Below are 17,770 nucleotides of genomic sequence, written 5' to 3' on the forward strand. Positions count from 1 at the left end.
TTGCATTCAAAATAGAGATGCCCCATGCTGCATGAGGAAGTCGTAGGCCGCATCCGCGACATTCTGCTCGACGGCGAGATCCCGCCGGGCGCGCGGATTCCCGAGCGTGAATTGTGCGAGCGGCTCGAGATTTCGCGCACGCCGCTACGCGAAGCGCTCAAGGTGCTGGCGGCCGAAGGCCTGGTTCAGCTGCTGCCGCATCGCGGCTCGCGCGCGGCAAAGCTGACCGACAAGGACATGCGCGACCTGTTCGAGGTCTGCCAGGGCCTCGAGGCGCTGGCGGGCGAGCTCGCCTGCGAGCGCATCACCGATCGCAAGATTGCCGAGATCGCCGCCGCGCACGCGGCAATGGTGCAGCATTATCGCGAAGGCGATCTGCTTCAGTACTATCGCGGCAACCGCGCCATCCACGAGGGGATCGTCAACGCCGCCGGCAATCCCGTGCTCGCGGCGCTCTACGCAACGGTGACCGCGCGCATCCGCCGTGCCCGCTACGTCACGCCGATGACGCCGCAGCGCTGGGCCCTCGCCGTCAGCGAGCACGAAGCCATCCTGAACGCATTGCAACGGCGCGACGGCGCCGGGCTTTCCCACATCCTGCGTGCGCATCTGCGCCACAAGCGCGAGGAGGTGCTGCAGGCGGGGTTTGCCGAGACGGAGACGAGCGAGCTCGCGCTGAAGATCGCGTGAGGCGGCCTCCCTCGCCTGCTAAGCAGGGTTGCCAAACAGATCGCGCGTGATCGACCGCAGCCAGCGATGGGCGGGATCGCGATGATAGCGCTCATGCCAATATTGCGCGATCTCGATCCGCGGCAACGCAACCGGCGTCTTGAACACGGTCATCCCGAGCGGCTCGGCGATGATGGCGGCGAGATTGGCGGGTAACGTCGCAACCCCATCGGTTTGCGAAGCCACGATTGCCCCGGCGATAAAACTCGGCACCTGCAGCAGAACATTTGTCCGCGCGATCGCGCGCATCAGCACGCGCTGCGTCTCGAGATGGGCCGCATGGCCGGTCTCCGATGCGGCGATCAGGATATGTTTCTCGTCGAGAAATCCCCGCCGCGTGCGGGCCGCAGCCGGCCTTGGATGGCCCCGCCGAACGACGCTTGCATAGCCGTCCGAATAGAGCCGTTGGGAGCGAAGATGCCCGGCCGCGCGCGGCAAGGCGCCGAGCGCAAGGTCCGCCTCTCCAGACTCCAGCTTGAGCGCAAAGTGCCGGGAGTCGAGCGGTATCGCCCGCACCTGAGTACGCGGTGCGAGTTCAGTGAGCCGCGCGACCAGGGGCGGCAGGAACCGCACCATGCCGACATCGGTCAAAAGCAGGCTGAAGGTCTTCTCGGATTTGGCGGGTTCGAACGGCAGCCGCTCCTGCCATAGCCGTTCGGCCATCTCGAGCAGAGCGCGGATTTGCACCGCCATCTCGACGGCGCGCGCCGTCGGCTGCACGCCGCTGCCGCGCCGCACGAACAGCGGATCGTCGAAACGCTGCCGCAACCGCGCCAGGAGCTTGCTGATCGCCGGCTGCGTGGTCTCGAGGCTCACGGCCGCGCGCGTGATGCTGCCCTCGCGGATCAGCGCGTCGAGCACGCGCAAATCCCGAAAGTCGATTCCGAAAGATTCCATTTTCGACATGTGAAACATTCTCTTGCGGCTATGGATCGAGTTTCGCGCTTTGCTATCTTGCCGTCAATCGAACGGCCGAACGGCCACGCGAACACGGAGGACGCCATGACCAAATTCGTGATCGAACCTCACTTCCGCCTGCAGGAATGGGTGGCCGAGGAAAAAGGCTACTTCCGCGATGAAGGGCTCGACTACGAGTTCCGCGAGCTGATCCGCTCGACCGAGGGCCAGCACCACAACAAGGTCAATGAAGGCGCCTTCCAGAGCATCGAGAAGGGGCGGAAGGCCGACGTCAGCTGCGCCTGCCACTGGACCGTCAACGTCGCTGCCTCGAACGGTCACGCCAAGCTGTACGCCGATGTCTATTCGGTCGCGCCGTCGGGCATCTTCGTTGCCGCGGATTCGAAGATCCGCACCCCCGCCGATCTTGCCGGCGTGCCGATCTCCGTCGGCTTCCAGTCAGGCAGCCACTATTCGACGATCCAGGCGCTCGAGCCGTATCTGGCGTCCGGCCAGATCAATCTCACCTTCGAGGACGGCATGCTGTTCCGCCGGATGGAGTTGCTGTTCGAAGGAAAGAGCGAGGCGGCCGCGTTGTTCAACGGCCCCTATTATTTCGCCGAGCAACTCGGCTATCGCAAGATCATCGACACCACGTTCATGATCGCATCCATGATCAATGGCGATCCTGCGCCCGAGGACATCAAGCGCTATTTCCGCGCGCTGAAGAAGGCCCAGCGCGACATCGACCTGCGTCCCGAGCAGTACACGCACTACTACAAGAACGAATTCCCGGACCGCTTCCACGCCGCCATGGACACCAGGCGCTGGGGACCCGGCGAGCGCATCGTGTTCGAACCTTATTCGCGCGAGGTCTACGAGCAGTCCTTCGACTGGATCGAGCAGCACGGCATCTTCAAGGCCGGCACGATGGGCGATGGCAGCTACGACAAGGCGACGGTGGCGTTCGGCAGGATCTGAGCGCGCGAAGCCGCGCCGTCAGCACCCGAGCCTGTCGGCAATCCCGCCAAAATCCTTGGCGACGATGTCCCAGGCGCCGGTGGCTTCGAAATCGACCTTCTGCAACGGACCGTATTCGGTCGGCCGCGCCACGAACGCGGTCTTCAGCCCATATTTCTGCGCGGCGGCGAGATCGCCGTTGTGGGCGGCCACCATCATCACCTGCTCCGGCTTCAGGCCGAGCAGCTTGGCCGCACCGAGATAGGTCTCGGGATCGGGCTTGTAGTGCTCGAACAGTTCGGCGGACATGATGAGGTCCCAGGGCAGGCCTGCAAACTTCGCCATGTTGGTGAGCAGTGCGACGTTGCCGTTCGACAGCGGCGAGATCACGAACTTCGTCTTCAGCCGCGTCAGGCCGGCGACACTGTCCGGCCAGGGATTGAGGCGGTGCCAGCCCTTGGTGAGATGGTCGAGATCGGCCTCGGTCAGGCCTTTGATCGAAAACTTCTCGACCAGCTTTTCGAGCGAGCGGCGGTGCAGTTCGTCCAGCATGACATAGCCGCGCTCGGGATGCTCGCGCACGTCCTGCATGGACGCGACATACATGCCGCGCCAACCGTCGACGAGCGCGGTCCAGTCGGCACTGATGCCACGGCCCTTCCCCCACCACATGAAGTCAGTGATCAGGCTGGTGCGCCAGTCGACGACGGTGCCGAACACGTCGAAGATCAGGGCTTTGACGGCTGTCGTATCTGATGGTGTGCCCATCCGAGTCTCCGATCGTTCGAGACGCAAGCGCCTCGGCCAAATTGCAGGGCTTTAAAGCACGATCGTCTATATGCAACAATAGCGATAGCCGGGCGCGCGTCCAAGACGAACAAGGTGGCAGACGTTGTCGATCGGGGTGGAGCGTACATGTCATGACCAACCCAGTTGCATTCATATTGCTCGATGACAGCCACCTTCCAGACGAGGCGATTCTGATCCAGACACTGCGCCGTCGTCATCCGGGTTTGCGATGGGACACCAGCCCGACCACGGCAAAGACGGACGGCGTCAGACTTATCCGCGCGGGCGATCACCTTATCGCAATCCTCTTGATGCCCGCGCCCCTCCCTTTCGACCAGAGGCTCTGGCAGCAAGCCTCGTGGGTTTGGCCGGACGCGTTCGACGCCGTGGGAAGACACCGCGCACATCTCATCGTCTCGATGATGGGGTCCGCCGTGGAGGGAACGAAAACACCCGAGCTGGACATCACTGAAAGCACGCGCAGGCTGACGGCCATTGTCGGCGGCATATGCGAAGCGCAGCCAGATTGCCTCGGCGTCGTCTGGAGCGGGAAAGTTGGCCGTTCTCGGGAGATGTGGTTGGAACAATCTCGGCGTGCATTCGATCCTTATCCAGATCAGCCTTTCGGACTGTGGGTGGAGATCGTTCCCTTTCGTAGTGGTGATACCATCGGAGCCTATACGGTTGGATTGACCGCATTCACCGGCCGCGAGATCGAATTCGAGGTGGACGGACTGGATGAACGCACGGTGATCGGTCGCGTTGCCCAGATCTCGTCCTACCTGATCGCAAACGGGCTCGACGCAGCATTGCAGAGCGGCCAGGTGTTCGATGCCGACTCCGAGATCAATCATCGCGTCGGCGTGCTCCACCGCAATTCCCGCTTCAACCTCGGGCCGGTGATTTCGTTCTCATCCGTTCAAGACCGATCTGGTAGGCTAAAGACCTACGAGATAATTTCAGCCCAGATTGCCCGCGATCATCCCCTCACGGTCATTTTGGAAAGAGTGGGGCTTTTCGATCCGACACAGTCTGAAAATCAGATCAAGTTACGGCCGGATCACTACGTTTCGGAAGCTCGTCTTGAGAGCTTCGATGAGGCGCTTTTGGGCGCGCTCTCCAAAATGATGGCAACCGATGCCTTTGCGGAGGCGGACACAAATGCGCGCCAGGCGCTGAAAAGCGGAAATATTGCGGCCGCAAGGTCCTTTCTTCAGCCTTGGGCCGAGGAAGTTGCGGCGCTTCAAGACGCGGTCAAGATCGGTCTTACCCTTTGCGACGTGTTCATGTTCTCGCCGGCGTCGCTTCGCGGTCTATAGAAGACGCGCGATGGATTCGCACGGTCTCACGGCGCGGCGTTCGGCTGAACCAACCGAACGCGCCCGGGCGAACCTCCTCGTATCAATCCAGATGGAACTTGGCCAGTTCGCGGTGCTCGGCCTTGATGTAGCGCACGGTGCCGGTGACCGAGCGCATCACAACCGTCTCGGTCTCGATCACGCCGTCCTTGCGGAATTTCACGCCCGACAGCAGCGAGCCCGTGGTGACGCCGGTGGCGGCGAACAGGCAGTCGCCGCGCGCCATGTCCTCGATGCCGTAGATCATCTTGGGATCGTTGACGCCCATCTTGGCCGCGCGTTCGATCTTCTCGCCGGAATCCAGGATCAGCCGGCACTGCATCTGGCCGCCAATGCAGCGCAGCGCCACCGCCGCGAGCACGCCTTCCGGAGCGCCGCCGGTGCCGAGATACATGTCGACGCCGGTGTTATCGGGATCGGCGCAGTGGATCACACCGGCGACGTCGCCATCGGTGATGAGACGCACGGCAGCGCCGGTCGAGCGCACGCTCTCGATGATGCTGGCGTGACGCGGACGGTCGAGCACGAGGACGGTGATCCCGTCCGGCTTGACACCCTTGGCCTTGGCGAGACGACGGACGTTATCGGCAGGGCTCGCATCGAGATCGACGACGCCCTTGTCGTAGCCGGGACCGATCGCGAGCTTCTGCATGTAGACGTCGGGGGCGTGCAGCAGCGTGCCGCCGTCGGCCATCGCCATGGTGGCGATCGAGCCCGGCATGTTCTTGGCGCACAGCGTGGTGCCTTCGAGCGGATCGACCGCGATGTCGACTTCCGGACCGGTGTTCATGCCGACTTTCTCGCCGATGAAGAGCATCGGCGCTTCGTCGCGCTCGCCCTCGCCGATCACGATGGTGCCCTGGATCGGCAGCTTGTTGAGCTCGCGACGCATCGCGTCGACGGCGGCCTGGTCGGCAGGCTTCTCCTGCCCGTGACCGCGCAGCCGCGCAGACGACACTGCCGCCCGCTCCGTCACGCGCACGATCTCCAGCGTGAGAATGCGCTCGAGCAATGCGTGCGGAGGGACTTCAATATGGGTCGACATCAGCTAACTCCTTCGAAGCGGTTTGGGCGGAAGTCTCCGCTCGCATTCAACTCGTAACACCCACAGTTCGTTCGAACCGTGTCAGTTCTTCTCAATCCTGATGACCTGCGGTCGTCCGCTGATCACCTTGTCCTTCTGCACGGCGGCGAGAGCGCGGCGCACGGCGTCTTCATGGGTCGCATAAGTGATCAGGATGACCGGCACGGGCACCGCCTTGCCGTCAGCGGGTGCAGCGCCGCCATTGGGATGGCGCTGCACGATCGACTCGATCGAAATCTTCTGCTCGGCGAGCCGGGTCGCGATTGCAGCCGCGGTGCCCGGGAAATCGCGCGCGAGCAGGCGGATGTAATAGCCGCCTTCATGGCGCTCCATCGGCGCCTTCTTGGTGTCGTGCAGTTGCGCGATCGGGCGGCCGAACGGATTGGCCCGGATGCCGCGCGCCACGTCGGCGATATCGGCGACGACGGCGGATGCAGTCGCAGCGCCGCCGGCGCCGGGACCGACCAGCGTGATCGGCGGAATGCCCTCGCCATCGATCGTGACCGCATTGGTGACACCCATCACCTGCGCGATCGACGACGTTTTGGGAACCATGGTCGGATGCACGCGCTGCTCGATACCCTTGGCGGTGCGAACGGCAACGCCGAGCAGCTTGAGCCGGTAACCGAGATCGTCAGCGGCGCGTAGATCTTCCGGCGCGATCGAGGAGATGCCTTCAACATACACTGCGCTTTGAGCAACTTTCGTGCCGAAAGCGAGGCTGGCGAGGATTGCGAGCTTCTGCGCAGTGTCGTGGCCGTCGACGTCGAAGGACGGATTGGCCTCGGCATAGCCGAGCCGCTGCGCATCCTTCAGGCACTCGGCGAACGACAGGCCCTCCTGCTCCATCCGCGTCAGGATGTAGTTGCAGGTGCCGTTGAGGATGCCGTAGACGCGATTGATGCCGGTTCCGGCAAGGCCTTCGCGTAAGGTCTTGATGACGGGGATCGCGGCGCCGACCGCTGCCTCGAAATTCAGCGCACCGCCATGCTTTTCGGCGGCCTTCGCCAGCTTGATTCCGTGCTTGGCGAGCAGCGCCTTGTTCGCGGTGACGACCGACTTGCCAGCATTGAGCGCGGCCTCGACTGCCGAGAGCGCGGGATCGCCGGCGCCGCCCATCAGTTCGACAAAGCAATCGACCTCGGGATGCGTGGCCAGCGCCATCGGATCCTTGGCCCATTCGACGCCGCGCAGGTCGATGCCGCGCTTCTTGGCCTTCGAGCGCGCCGTGACGGCGACGACGCGAATGCCGCGGCCACTGCGGCCCGCGAGCACGCGCGCCTGCGTTTCAATCAAACGGACAACTTCGGCACCCACGGTGCCGAGCCCCGCTATGCCCACTTTCAGGGGTGCAACCATGATGCTTTAGTGAACCTGCAGAAGAGAAATTAGCGCCTGTTAGCGAGCGGAACGACGTTGTGCAACGTTTCGAGGCCGCTTTCAAGGAAGCGACGCACGCCGCGCGCGGCCTGCCTGATCCGTTGCTCGTTTTCCACCATGGCGATGCGGACATATCCTTCGCCATGCTCGCCGAAGCCGACGCCGGGCGAGACCGCGACGCCCGACTTCTCCACCATCAACGTCGCGAACTGCATGCTGCCGACGCTGCGGAACGCCTCCGGCAGCGGCACCCAGGCAAACATCGAAGCCTCCGGCGGCGGAATCTCCCAGCCTGCCCGGCCGAACGATTCCACCAGCGCGTCGCGGCGCTTGCGATAGGTGTCGCGCATCTCCTTGATGCAATCATCGGGGCCGTTCAGCGCCGCGGTCGCAGCGACCTGCACGGGTGTGAAGGCGCCGTAGTCGAGATAGGATTTGACGCGGGCGAGCGCTGCGATCACGCGCTCATTGCCGACCGCAAAGCCCATGCGCCAGCCGGCCATCGAATAGGTCTTCGACATCGAGGTGAACTCGACGGTGACGTCGATCGCACCAGGCACCTGGAGCACCGAGGGCGGCGGATTGCTCTCGTCGAAATAGACCTCGGCATAGGCCAGATCCGACAGGATCAGGATCTCGTGCTTCTTCGCGAACGCCACGAGGTCCTTGTAGAAATCGAGGCTCGCGACATAGGCGGTCGGGTTCGAGGGATAGCAAACCACGAGCGCGAGCGGCTTCGGGATCGAATGAACGATCGCGCGCTCCACCGCCTCGAAGAATTGCGGCGTCGGCTCCGAAGGTACCGAACGGATCACGCCGCCCGCCATCAAGAAGCCGAAGGCATGAATCGGGTAGCTCGGGTTCGGGCAGAGGATGACGTCGCCGGGCGCGGTGATCGCCTGCGCCACGTTGGCAAAGCCTTCCTTGGAGCCCAGCGTCGCCACCACCTGGGTGTCGGGGTTGAGCTTCACGCCGAAGCGACGCTCGTAATAGGCGGCCTGGGCCCGGCGCAGGCCGGGGATGCCGCGGGAGGCCGAGTAGCGGTCGGTGCGCGGCTTGCCCAGCGTCTCCTTCAGCTTCTCCAGCACGTGCGGCGGGGCCGGCAGGTCCGGATTGCCCATGCCGAGATCGATGATGTCGGCGCCGGCATTCCGCGCGGCCGCCTTGGCCCGGTTGACCTGCTCGAACACGTAAGGCGGTAGGCGGCGGATGCGGTAAAATTCTTCCATGGGTCTCTGGGCTCCGGGCAACCGGTCAGGACAGAATCGAGCAGCAATGACCGCCCCTTCGAGGAGACATCGCCCGACACACGAAAATTACTCAAAATCAAACACTTGGAGCAATTTTCGGCGATAAGGACTGAACTCCTTCGCCCTGACTCTCGGCTGAATTGACGTCTTTTAGCACGGAGTGACGGGGGCGCCAGCGATTACGTTGCGCCGCGCGATGGCCGTCCCGCTCCCATTTGGCGACCGACTTGGCGCCCTTATTTGGCATCCTTGGCCGCGACGGCCTGGCGGTCGCGGGCGGCCGCAAGCTCAGCCTCGATCTTGGCGCGTTGATCCGGCGGGATGATTGCCTGGTCGCGGTCAGGCGGCAAATCGTGCACCGGCAAATAGGCGCCAGGTTCCTTCGGGTGAGCCGGCGTATCCGCCGCCGACATATCGGCAAGCTGACTTGAACACCCGCCCAGCGCGAACGCTGACATCAGCAGCGCGCAGCCGACAAGGCGCGACTTTTGCAGGTCCCACAACGCGAACACTTGGGAATTCCCCTACTCGTCCCAACGCTAGGCTGCCGGCAACTTAACCAACAACCTGCCCCAGCTCAAACCATTGCTGCCCACAAATGGTACGAGCGAGAAAACATCGAAGGCCCACGGCACAAAACGTGCACCGCGATTGTGACAAAAGCAAGAAGCCGTGTCGCAGTGCAGCACATGTTCGCGCTTGTTTCGCGCGAAACCAGCGAGCTTCGCGGTGACGAATACGGAATGAATCGTTACTGTTGCCCTTATGAGTATCGCCACGACCGACACGCCCAAATCAAAGCCCGAAACCAAGTTCGATGCGGAAGCCTTCGCGATGAATGTCGCGCGGGCGATGGAGAGCGGCGGCAAGGCGCTCGCCGCGTATCTGAAGCCGCGCGAGAGCGGTGAGGTGCAGGACCGCCCCCCGGCCGAGCTCGCCGAAGTGGTCAAGACCTTCACCTCGGTCGCCGAGTACTGGCTGTCCGACCAGTCGCGGTCGTCCGATCTCCAGACCAAGCTGGCCAAGGACTATCTCGACCTCTGGGGCTCGGCGGCGCGGCGGATGGCCGGCCAGGACGCCCAGCCCGCGATTGCGCCCTCGCCGCGCGACAAACGGTTCGCCGATCCGGAATGGAAGTCCAACCAGTTCTTCGATTTCGTGATGCAGCTCTATCTGCTCACGACCAAGTTTGCACAGGAGCTGGTGCGCGACGCCGAGCTCGATCCGGCGACCCGCCGCAAGGCCGAATTTTACGTGCAGCAGCTCATCAATGCGATCTCGCCGTCGAACTTCGTGCTGACCAACCCGGAGGTGTTGCGCGAGACGGTTGCAAGCAGCGGCGAGAACCTCGCGCGCGGCCTGACCATGCTGGCGGAAGACATTGCCGCCGGCAAGGGCATGCTGAAGATCCGCCAGTCCAACCCGGACAATCTCGTCGTCGGGGTCAACATGGCGACGACGCCGGGCAAGGTGATCTACCAGAACGAGATGATGCAGCTGATCCAGTATTCTCCGACCACGGAGAAGGTGCTGCGCACGCCGCTGCTGATCGTGCCGCCCTGGATCAACAAATTCTACATCCTCGATCTCAAGCCGGAGAAATCCTACATCAAGTGGTGCGTTGACCAGGGCATCACCGTGTTCGTGATCTCATGGGTCAACCCCGACAAGAAGCTCGGCGCCAAGAGCTGGGAAGACTACATGAAGGAAGGCCCGCTCACGGCAATGGACGTGATCGAGAAGATCACCGGCGAGATGAAGGTGCACACGGCCGGCTATTGCGTCGGCGGCACCATGCTCGCGACCACGCTGGCCTGGCTCGCCGAGAAGCGGCGCCAGCGCGTCACCTCGGCGACGTTCTTTGCGGCCCAGGTCGACTTCACCCATGCCGGCGATCTCCTGGTCTTCGTGGACGAAGACCAGATCGCGGCGCTCGAGCAGGACATGAAGACCTCAGGCGTGCTCGAAGGCTCCAAGATGGCGATGGCCTTCAACATGCTGCGCTCCAACGATCTGATCTGGTCCTACGTGGTCAGCAACTATCTCAAGGGCCAGCAGCCGAGCGCGTTCGACCTGTTGCACTGGAATTCCGACGCAACGCGGATGACGCAGGCGAACCATTCCTACTATCTGCGCAACTGTTATCTGGAGAACCGGTTGTCGACCGGCACGATGGTGCTCGACAACACCCTGCTCGATCTCTCCAAGGTCAAGGTGCCCGTCTACAACCTCGCCACCCGCGAGGACCACATCGCGCCGGCGGAATCGGTGCTGTATGGCTCGCAGTTCTTCGGCGGTCCCGTGAAGTACGTGCTGTCAGGCTCCGGCCACATCGCCGGCGTCGTCAATCCGCCCGCCTCGGGCAAGTACCAGTACTGGACCAACGACAACATCAAGAACGTCAGCGTCGCCGAGTGGATGAAGGGCGCGGTGGAGCACAAGGGCTCGTGGTGGCCGGACTGGCGGCAATGGCTGAGCGAGATCGATCCCGAGGAAGTGCCGGCGCGCAGCGTCGGAAGCGACGCGCTGCCGCCGATCGAGGATGCACCGGGCAGCTATGTCAGGGTTCGCGCATAGCGCAATGGCGCGCGCTTTCGTATAAGCTCACGGCATCGATTTTGGAGGGGACCGGGTTATGACGCGCGAATTGTTCTGGCTGACCTGCACGGTGATCCTGACCGGGATCCTGTGGATTCCCTACACCATCAACCGCTGCCAGGTTCGTGGGCTCAGCGGCGCCATGGCCAACCCCGCGCGCGGCGACAAGCCTCAGGCCGAGTGGGCGAACCGGCTGATGTTCGCGCATGACAACGCGGTCGAGAACCTCGTGCTGTTCGCGCCGCTGGTGCTGATCCTCAATGCGATCGACTATTCCTCGAAATGGACCGTGCTTGCCTGCGTGGTCTATTTCTGGGCGCGGGTTGCGCATCTGATCGTCTATGCGCTGGGCATTCCGGTGTTCCGTACCCTCGCCTTCAGCGTCGGCTTCCTGGCGCAGGCCGTGCTGGCGCTGGCGATCTTTGGGGTGTTCTGAGCGCAACTTCGCATCGTCATTCCGGGGCGGTGCGCAGCACCGAACCCGGAATCTCGAGATTTCGGGTTCGTCTTCGGGCGCCCCGGAATGACCGTTTGGGTCGTCCTACTCCTCCGGCAGGCCCAGCATCAGCCGCATGTTCTGCACGGCTGCGCCCGAGGCGCCCTTGCCGAGATTGTCCAGCCGCGCGACCAGCACCGCCTGGTGGTACTTGTCGCTGGCGAAGACGTAGAGCTCGAGCATGTTGGTCTCGTTCAGCGCTTCCGGCTCGAGCCGGCCGCCCTTCGAAGCCTCGTTCTGGAGCGGCATCGCCTTGACGTATTTCGAACCGGCGTAGCGCTTGGCGAGTGCAGCCTGCAGATCCGCGCCGCTGGGCTTGCCCGGCAGCGTGTCGAGCTGCAGCGGCACCGAGACCAGCATGCCCTGTCGGTAATTGCCGACCGAAGGAATGAAGATCGGCCGCCGCGTCAGGTTCGAATAGAGCTGCAGCTCCGGCAGATGCTTGTGCTCGAAGCCGAGGCCGTAGAGCTCGAAGGACGGCGCACTGCCGTCCTCGAAGCTCGCGATCATCGACTTGCCACCGCCGGAATAGCCGCTGACCGCGTTGACGCTGATGGGATAGTCAGGCGGCAGCAGGCCGGCATCGACGATCGGCCGCAGCAGCGCGATGCCGCCGGTCGGATAGCAGCCGGGATTGGAGACCTTCTTCGCGGCCTTGATCTTGCCGGCCTGGTCCGGCGCCAGTTCCGGAAAACCGTAAGCCCAGTCAGGCGCGACCCGGTAGGCGGTCGAGGCGTCCAGCACCTTCGGCCCCGAGGCGCCCATGTTGTCGATCAGCGCGACCGTCTCCCTGGCGGCATCGTCGGGCAGGCAGAGGATGACGAGGTCCACCTCTTCCATCAGCGCCTTCTTGGCCGCAGGATCCTTACGCTTGTCGTCGGCGATCGTCTTCACGGCGACGTCGCTCTGCAGCTTCAGCCGCTCGTTGATGCCAAGCCCGGTTGTGCCGGAGCCGCCATCGACGAAGACGGTGGCGGGCTTCTTCGCGGCGCCCGACGTCGGGGCTTTCGTGGTCTCCGTGAGGCTCATGGTGCGGTCCTTTCGAGCATGTCGGTTTCGTTCGCGAAAGCCTCTGGCCTTGCGTCCTGCATCAGTTGCGCGATCTGTCTCGCATCGGCGTCGGCTTGCGCGCCAAGCGCATTGGCGATCGCCACATAGTCGGCGTCCGATTTGTGCTGGTTGAGCTTGAAGCTGCCTTCGACCTCTTCAACCGTCATGACCAGACCCACGATCCCCTTCTTCATGGCCTCGAGCCGGCCGGCGGTCATCTTGCCCGACGTCCACGGCTTCTTCGGCAGCAGCCAGTTCTCGAAGATGTCGCTGAGCGTATCGATCTGCACTGCCAGCTCAGCATCCGACATCATCGCCACCGGACCGCTCAGGTGAACCGACTGATAGAGCCAGGTCGGCACCTGATCCGGCGAGACGTACCAGTCCGGCGAGACATAGGCATCCGGACCGTTGATCGCGAGCAACCAGGATGTCGCGCCGTCCGCAAGCTTTACCAGCGGATTGTGACGGGCGACATGAAAGGCCGCTCGCGGCGTGCCGTCAGCCGCATAGGTCAAATAGAACGGCAGCGGCGATGCGATCGGCTTGTGGCCATCGAAGGCGCACATTGTGCCGAAGCCGCGCTCGCCTGCGAATTTCAGGCTTGCGGTGCGATCCGGCTTGAAAAAGGGTGGCGTGTACATCGTAGTCTCCTGCTGGGCCTCCTCGGGGGGGCCGCCGGATCAGATCGCGCTGACAGGAGAGAGAATGCCGCGGATCGGGTCCAGCGGCAAAGACGATGATCTCAAACGCGATCGACCGCCCAAACCGCTAAAGAGCGGCGGCGGCGACGGGCGAACAGGATGGTCGCGGCGTTGATCATGGCGCGCGGCTATAGAGCGAGATCAGGTTCCCGTCAAGGTGACCGTTGTCATTACGGGGCGATGCGAAGCATCGAACCCGGAATCTCGCGCCACAAGCTCGAGATTCCGGGTTCGCTCGCGTTGCGAGCGCCCCGGAATGACGGGACTTAGATGACCCGCCAGAGCCACTCCATGACCTTCGCGATCACGTCGCCGAACAGCAACAACGCGGCCGACCAGACCAGAGCCGAGACGAAGTTGGCCGCCTGGAAACTCCCGTACGGCATTTCGAAGATGCCGGCCGCGAGCGGCACGGAGGCGCGCAAAGGACCGAAGAAGCGGCCGATGAAGATGCTGGGCACGCCCCAGCTACGCACGAAGGCCTCGCCCCTCGGCAGGATTTCCGGATAGCGCGACAGCGGCCACATCTGCGCGACCCGCTCCTTGTAGCGGTAGCCGAACCAATAGGAGACCCAGTCGCCGAGGGCGGCGCCGATCGCGCCGGCAATCCAGATCGGATAGAAGCTGATGCCGCTCGCCCCGATCAGCGCGCCGATGGCGACCAGTGCGCCCCAGGCCGGGATCAGGAGAGAGATGAAAGCCAGCGATTCCCCGAACGCCAGCAGGAACACGATCGGGGCAGCCCAGGCCTGATGAAGGCGCACGAAATCGGCCAGCGCGTGCGCAAACTGCTCCATTCCAGAATAGCCTTCCCGCCCCGCCTCGAGGTCCTGCCAGATGGAAAAGACTGGTAAGCCAAGGACTTGTGTGACATCAAGTCACAAAGCCGGGCCGACGCAGGCCAAGCCGTCAAATTGCCGGGACTTGGTGAACTTGCGGCGTAAATTCGCCGGCATTAGCTCCCACCCACGGCGCCCACACGGCCCCGTGGTAACCTTTCGAGCCCAGAAGTGGCATAGTCGCCCCTAACCGATTCGCCGCCTGTGCGGCCCTCAAAACGCATCAAGATATATGTCCAAGCAGTTGAAAACTAAAGCTAAAGACGATTTGTTCGAGGGCGATGAGCCAAAGGGGCGCGCAAGTGCCGCGAAGGCTGCTTCCCGCGCCAGCGGTGGCGAGGCCGATTACACGGCCGCCGACATCGAGGTGCTCGAGGGCCTGGAACCGGTGCGGCGCCGGCCCGGCATGTATATCGGCGGCACCGACGAAAAAGCGCTGCATCATCTGTTCGCCGAAGTCATCGACAACTCGATGGACGAGGCGCTTGCGGGACACGCGACCTTCATCGGGGTTGAACTCTCCGCTGACGGGTTCCTCACCGTCACCGACAACGGCCGCGGCATCCCAATCGATCCGCATCCGAAGTTCCCGAAGAAGTCGGCGCTCGAAGTCATCATGTGCACGCTGCACTCGGGCGGTAAGTTCGACAGCAAGGTCTACGAGACCTCAGGCGGCCTGCATGGCGTCGGCATCTCCGTTGTGAACGCCCTCTCCTCGCGTCTCGAGGTCGAGGTCGCGCGCAGCCAGAAGCTCTACCGCATGAGCTTCGAGCGCGGCCATCCCAAGGGCAAGCTCGAGGATCTCGGCAAGATCAACAACCGCCGCGGCACGCGCGTCCGCTTCAAGCCCGACACCGACATCTTCGGCGCAAAGGCCGCGTTCAAGCCGCAGCGCCTGTTCAAGATGACGCGCTCGAAGGCCTATTTGTTCGGCGGCGTCGAGATCCGCTGGAACTGCGCGCCCGAATTGCTCAAGGGCGTCGAGGACGTGCCGGCGGAAGCGACGTTCCACTTCCCCGGCGGCCTGAAGGACTATCTGGCGGCGGCGATCCACGCCGACACGCTCGTACATCCCGATATCTTCTCCGGCAAGTCGGGCCGCAACGGCGCGCATGGCGCCTGCGAATGGGCCGTGGCCTGGACCGCGGACGCCGACGGCTTCCTGTCCTCGTACACCAACACGGTGCCTACGCCGGATGGCGGTACGCATGAATCGGGCCTGCGCAGCGCGCTGCTGCGCGGCCTGAAGGACCACGCCGAGCGCGTCGGCCAGGGCAAGCGCGCCTCGTCCATCACCTCGGAAGACGTGATGGTGGGCGCTGCCGTGATGCTCTCGGTGTTCGTGCGCGAGCCTGAATTCCAGGGCCAGACCAAGGATCGTCTCGCCACTGCGGAAGCGCAGCGCATCGTCGAGCAGGCGATGAAGGATCCATTCGACCATTGGCTGTCGGGCAATCCGAACATGGCCAACCGGCTGCTTGATTTCGTCATCGACCGCGCCGAGGAGCGGCTGCGGCGGCGGCAGGAGAAAGAGACCGCGCGGAAAACCGCCGGCAAGAAGCTGCGCCTGCCCGGCAAGCTCGCCGACTGCACTAACGCGGGCCTCGACGGCTCCGAGCTCTTCATCGTCGAGGGTGACTCGGCCGGCGGCAGCGCCAAGCAGGCGCGCAATCGCGAAACGCAGGCCGTGCTGCCATTGCGCGGCAAGATCCTCAACGTCGCCTCGGCCGGCAAGGACAAGCTGACCGCGAACGCCCAGCTCTCCGATCTCGTGCAGGCAATCGGCTGCGGCCAGCTCCTGCACTATCGGGAAGAGGATCTGCGCTATCAGCGCATCATCATCATGACCGACGCCGACGTCGACGGCGCGCACATCGCTTCGCTGCTGATCACCTTCTTCTACCGGCAGATGCCGAAGCTGATCGACGAAGGCCACCTCTTCCTCGCCGTGCCGCCGCTCTACAAGCTGACCCACGGCACCAAGTCGGTCTACGCACGCGACGACAGGCACAAGGACGAGCTGATCAAGAGCGCGTTCAACGCCAACGCCAAGGTCGAGGTCAACCGCTTCAAAGGCCTTGGCGAGATGATGCCGGCGCAGCTGAAGGAAACCACCATGGATCCGTCCAAACGGACGCTGCTCAAGGTCGTGCTGCTGCCCGACGACCGCGACACCACGGCGGATTCGGTCGAGCGCCTGATGGGCACCAAGGCCGAGGCCCGTTTCGCCTTCATCTCCGACAAGGCCGAGTTTGCCGGCGACGAGCTGCTCGACGTCTGATCCTGCGATTCCCGCCAAAAAGCCCGGTCCAAGCCGGGCTTTTTTCATGTCGTGGCGACGGTAAAGCTTTGCCCCGGCCGATTCACTCTCGGCGAGCCGTCCCCGAAAAGTGCGACTCGGCCAGCGACTCACCGGCTGAGCCAGGGGCCAACGCTGAGGCAGGATCGCCTCCATTTCGGACAAAGGCGAATTCCTAACGAAAACTTACCCCGGACTACAAATCCAAAATCTGTCTCAATATATTGAAATCACTTATCTTTTTAAAACTCCCATGACAGCGTCATTGAGCCCGGACGGAGGGCGTTTTCCGGCGACTGTGCCTGCCCTGCAACAGCATTTCGGCGAGAACCGTCTATAGTCCGAACCATCAGAACACACGGACTTCAGTGCGCTCGCGCCTGCTACGAACCAAGGTTGGGGATTTCATCATGAAGAAGATTGCACTCGCACTGACCGCGGTTGCGGCGATGACCGGTTCGGCTTCTGCCGCCGACTTGGCTGCCCGTCCCTACGTGAAGGCCCCGATGGCTGCTCCGGTTGCCAACTGGACCGGCTTCTACGTCTTCGGTGGCGCCGGCGGCGGTCTCTCGAACTCCGACCAGAGCATCCTCTCGACGACGACCGGTACGCCCCTCACGATCACCCAGCGTCAGGGTGGTTCGGGCTGGTTCGGCACTGTCGGTGCTGGTTACGACTGGCAGTTCAACAGCACCTGGGTCTTCGGCGTGTTCGCTGACGGTCAGTTCGGCAGCCTCCGCGCCACCGTGCAGGATCCGATCGGTTCGATCACCGGCAACCAGAAGCTGGAAGACTCCTGGGCCGCTGGTGCGCGCCTCGGCTGGCTGGTTGCTCCGAATGTCCTCTCCTACGTCAACGGCGGTTACTCTGGCGCCCACTTCGGCAGCACCAGCTTCATGACCCTCGCTGGCGCTCCGGCTGGTATCCACCTGAACGGCTACAACCGCAACGGCTGGTTCGTTGGCGGCGGTGTCGAGAACAGCCTGAACATCTTCGGCATCTCCTCGCCCGGCTGGTTCATGAAGACCGAGTATCGTTCGGCCTTCTACAACGCCAAGACCCAGAACGAGCTGTTCGACGGTACCAACGCGCTGGTTGGCCGCGACGTTCGCGCCAACAGCTGGAACCAGACGATCTCGACCTCGCTGGTCTACCGCTTCAACTGGACCGGTCCGGTCGTCGCCAAGTACTGAGATTAAGAGTACTGAGCTGAACCAGATTTCAGACGTCAAAGCCCCGGCATTGCCGGGGCTTTTTCGTTGTCGGCCATTAGCGCGCCACGCTAAAGCGGGATGGGGTTAGTCTGAATCGACTTGGGATTCCCAAATCAGTGCATT

Annotated in this window: 16 protein-coding genes; 7 read left to right on the plus strand and 9 right to left on the minus strand. The window is 63.3% G+C overall.

Features of this window, described 5'->3' with window-relative positions:
* The first annotated feature begins 24 nt into the window (after nt 1-24).
* Entirely contained in the window at nt 25-690 is a 666-nt protein-coding gene (locus Q0687_RS03615) for a GntR family transcriptional regulator (protein ID WP_298872362.1), read from the plus strand.
* Between the two features lie 18 nt (nt 691-708).
* Here the strand turns inward: Q0687_RS03615 and Q0687_RS03620 are convergent, their stop codons facing one another.
* A complete protein-coding gene (locus Q0687_RS03620; protein ID WP_298872364.1) occupies nt 709-1,635 on the minus strand; it encodes a LysR family transcriptional regulator in 927 nt (308 codons plus the stop codon).
* A gap of 96 nt (nt 1,636-1,731) precedes the next feature.
* Between Q0687_RS03620 and Q0687_RS03625 the strand changes: the two genes are divergently transcribed.
* Nucleotides 1,732-2,607, plus strand: a complete 876-nt coding sequence (locus Q0687_RS03625) for an ABC transporter substrate-binding protein (RefSeq protein WP_298872366.1) — start codon at nt 1,732-1,734, stop codon at nt 2,605-2,607.
* An 18-nt stretch (nt 2,608-2,625) separates the two neighbouring features.
* Here Q0687_RS03625 and Q0687_RS03630 read toward each other — a convergent pair whose 3' ends face one another.
* Nucleotides 2,626-3,354 (minus strand): haloacid dehalogenase type II, encoded by a 729-nt coding sequence (locus tag Q0687_RS03630; RefSeq protein WP_298872368.1) that lies wholly within the window; start codon nt 3,352-3,354, stop codon nt 2,626-2,628.
* Nucleotides 3,355-3,506: 152 nt separating this feature from the next.
* Between Q0687_RS03630 and Q0687_RS03635 the strand changes: the two genes are divergently transcribed.
* Nucleotides 3,507-4,694 (plus strand): hypothetical protein, encoded by a 1,188-nt coding sequence (locus Q0687_RS03635; protein ID WP_298872371.1) that lies wholly within the window; start codon nt 3,507-3,509, stop codon nt 4,692-4,694.
* An 82-nt stretch (nt 4,695-4,776) separates the two neighbouring features.
* On the opposite strand, the gene glpX is transcribed toward Q0687_RS03635, so the two are convergent.
* The 4 genes from glpX to Q0687_RS03655 form a co-directional block, all read right to left on the minus strand.
* On the minus strand, nt 4,777-5,778 hold the full coding sequence (gene glpX / locus Q0687_RS03640) for a class II fructose-bisphosphatase (protein ID WP_212326162.1): 1,002 nt from the start codon (nt 5,776-5,778) through the stop codon (nt 4,777-4,779).
* Nucleotides 5,779-5,859: 81 nt separating this feature from the next.
* Entirely contained in the window at nt 5,860-7,176 is a 1,317-nt protein-coding gene (locus Q0687_RS03645; RefSeq protein WP_298872379.1) for a homoserine dehydrogenase, read from the minus strand.
* 29 nt (nt 7,177-7,205) lie between these two features.
* Nucleotides 7,206-8,426 (minus strand): LL-diaminopimelate aminotransferase, encoded by a 1,221-nt coding sequence (locus Q0687_RS03650; RefSeq protein WP_298872381.1) that lies wholly within the window; start codon nt 8,424-8,426, stop codon nt 7,206-7,208.
* Between the two features lie 257 nt (nt 8,427-8,683).
* Entirely contained in the window at nt 8,684-8,959 is a 276-nt protein-coding gene (locus Q0687_RS03655) for a hypothetical protein (RefSeq protein WP_298872383.1), read from the minus strand.
* Between the two features lie 253 nt (nt 8,960-9,212).
* Between Q0687_RS03655 and phaC the strand changes: the two genes are divergently transcribed.
* Entirely contained in the window at nt 9,213-11,024 is a 1,812-nt protein-coding gene (gene phaC / locus Q0687_RS03660) for a class I poly(R)-hydroxyalkanoic acid synthase (RefSeq protein ID WP_298872385.1), read from the plus strand.
* Between the two features lie 58 nt (nt 11,025-11,082).
* Nucleotides 11,083-11,481: an MAPEG family protein gene (locus Q0687_RS03665; RefSeq protein ID WP_298872387.1), complete on the plus strand. Its 399-nt coding sequence runs from the start codon at nt 11,083-11,085 to the stop codon at nt 11,479-11,481.
* Nucleotides 11,482-11,586: 105 nt separating this feature from the next.
* Here Q0687_RS03665 and argC read toward each other — a convergent pair whose 3' ends face one another.
* From argC to Q0687_RS03680, 3 genes are all read right to left on the minus strand, one after another.
* Entirely contained in the window at nt 11,587-12,570 is a 984-nt protein-coding gene (gene argC, locus Q0687_RS03670; protein WP_298872389.1) for an N-acetyl-gamma-glutamyl-phosphate reductase, read from the minus strand.
* Nucleotides 12,567-13,235: an FMN-binding negative transcriptional regulator gene (locus tag Q0687_RS03675; protein ID WP_298872391.1), complete on the minus strand. Its 669-nt coding sequence runs from the start codon at nt 13,233-13,235 to the stop codon at nt 12,567-12,569. Before Q0687_RS03675 ends, argC begins: the two co-directional genes overlap by 4 nt.
* Before the next feature lie 326 nt (nt 13,236-13,561).
* Nucleotides 13,562-14,092 (minus strand): DedA family protein, encoded by a 531-nt coding sequence (locus Q0687_RS03680; protein WP_298872393.1) that lies wholly within the window; start codon nt 14,090-14,092, stop codon nt 13,562-13,564.
* Nucleotides 14,093-14,366: 274 nt separating this feature from the next.
* Between Q0687_RS03680 and parE the strand changes: the two genes are divergently transcribed.
* Together parE and Q0687_RS03690 are read left to right on the plus strand one after the other, a co-directional pair.
* Complete coding sequence (gene parE, locus Q0687_RS03685) at nt 14,367-16,415, plus strand: DNA topoisomerase IV subunit B (RefSeq protein ID WP_298872394.1); 2,049 nt, start codon at nt 14,367-14,369, stop codon at nt 16,413-16,415.
* Between the two features lie 428 nt (nt 16,416-16,843).
* Nucleotides 16,844-17,626, plus strand: coding sequence for a porin family protein (locus tag Q0687_RS03690; RefSeq protein ID WP_298872396.1), 783 nt, complete (start codon nt 16,844-16,846; stop codon nt 17,624-17,626).
* Nucleotides 17,627-17,770 lie beyond the last annotated feature (144 nt).

Origin of the sequence: uncultured Bradyrhizobium sp., from assembly GCF_936928535.1 — a bacterium.
In the GTDB taxonomy this organism is placed as follows: domain Bacteria; phylum Pseudomonadota; class Alphaproteobacteria; order Rhizobiales; family Xanthobacteraceae; genus Bradyrhizobium.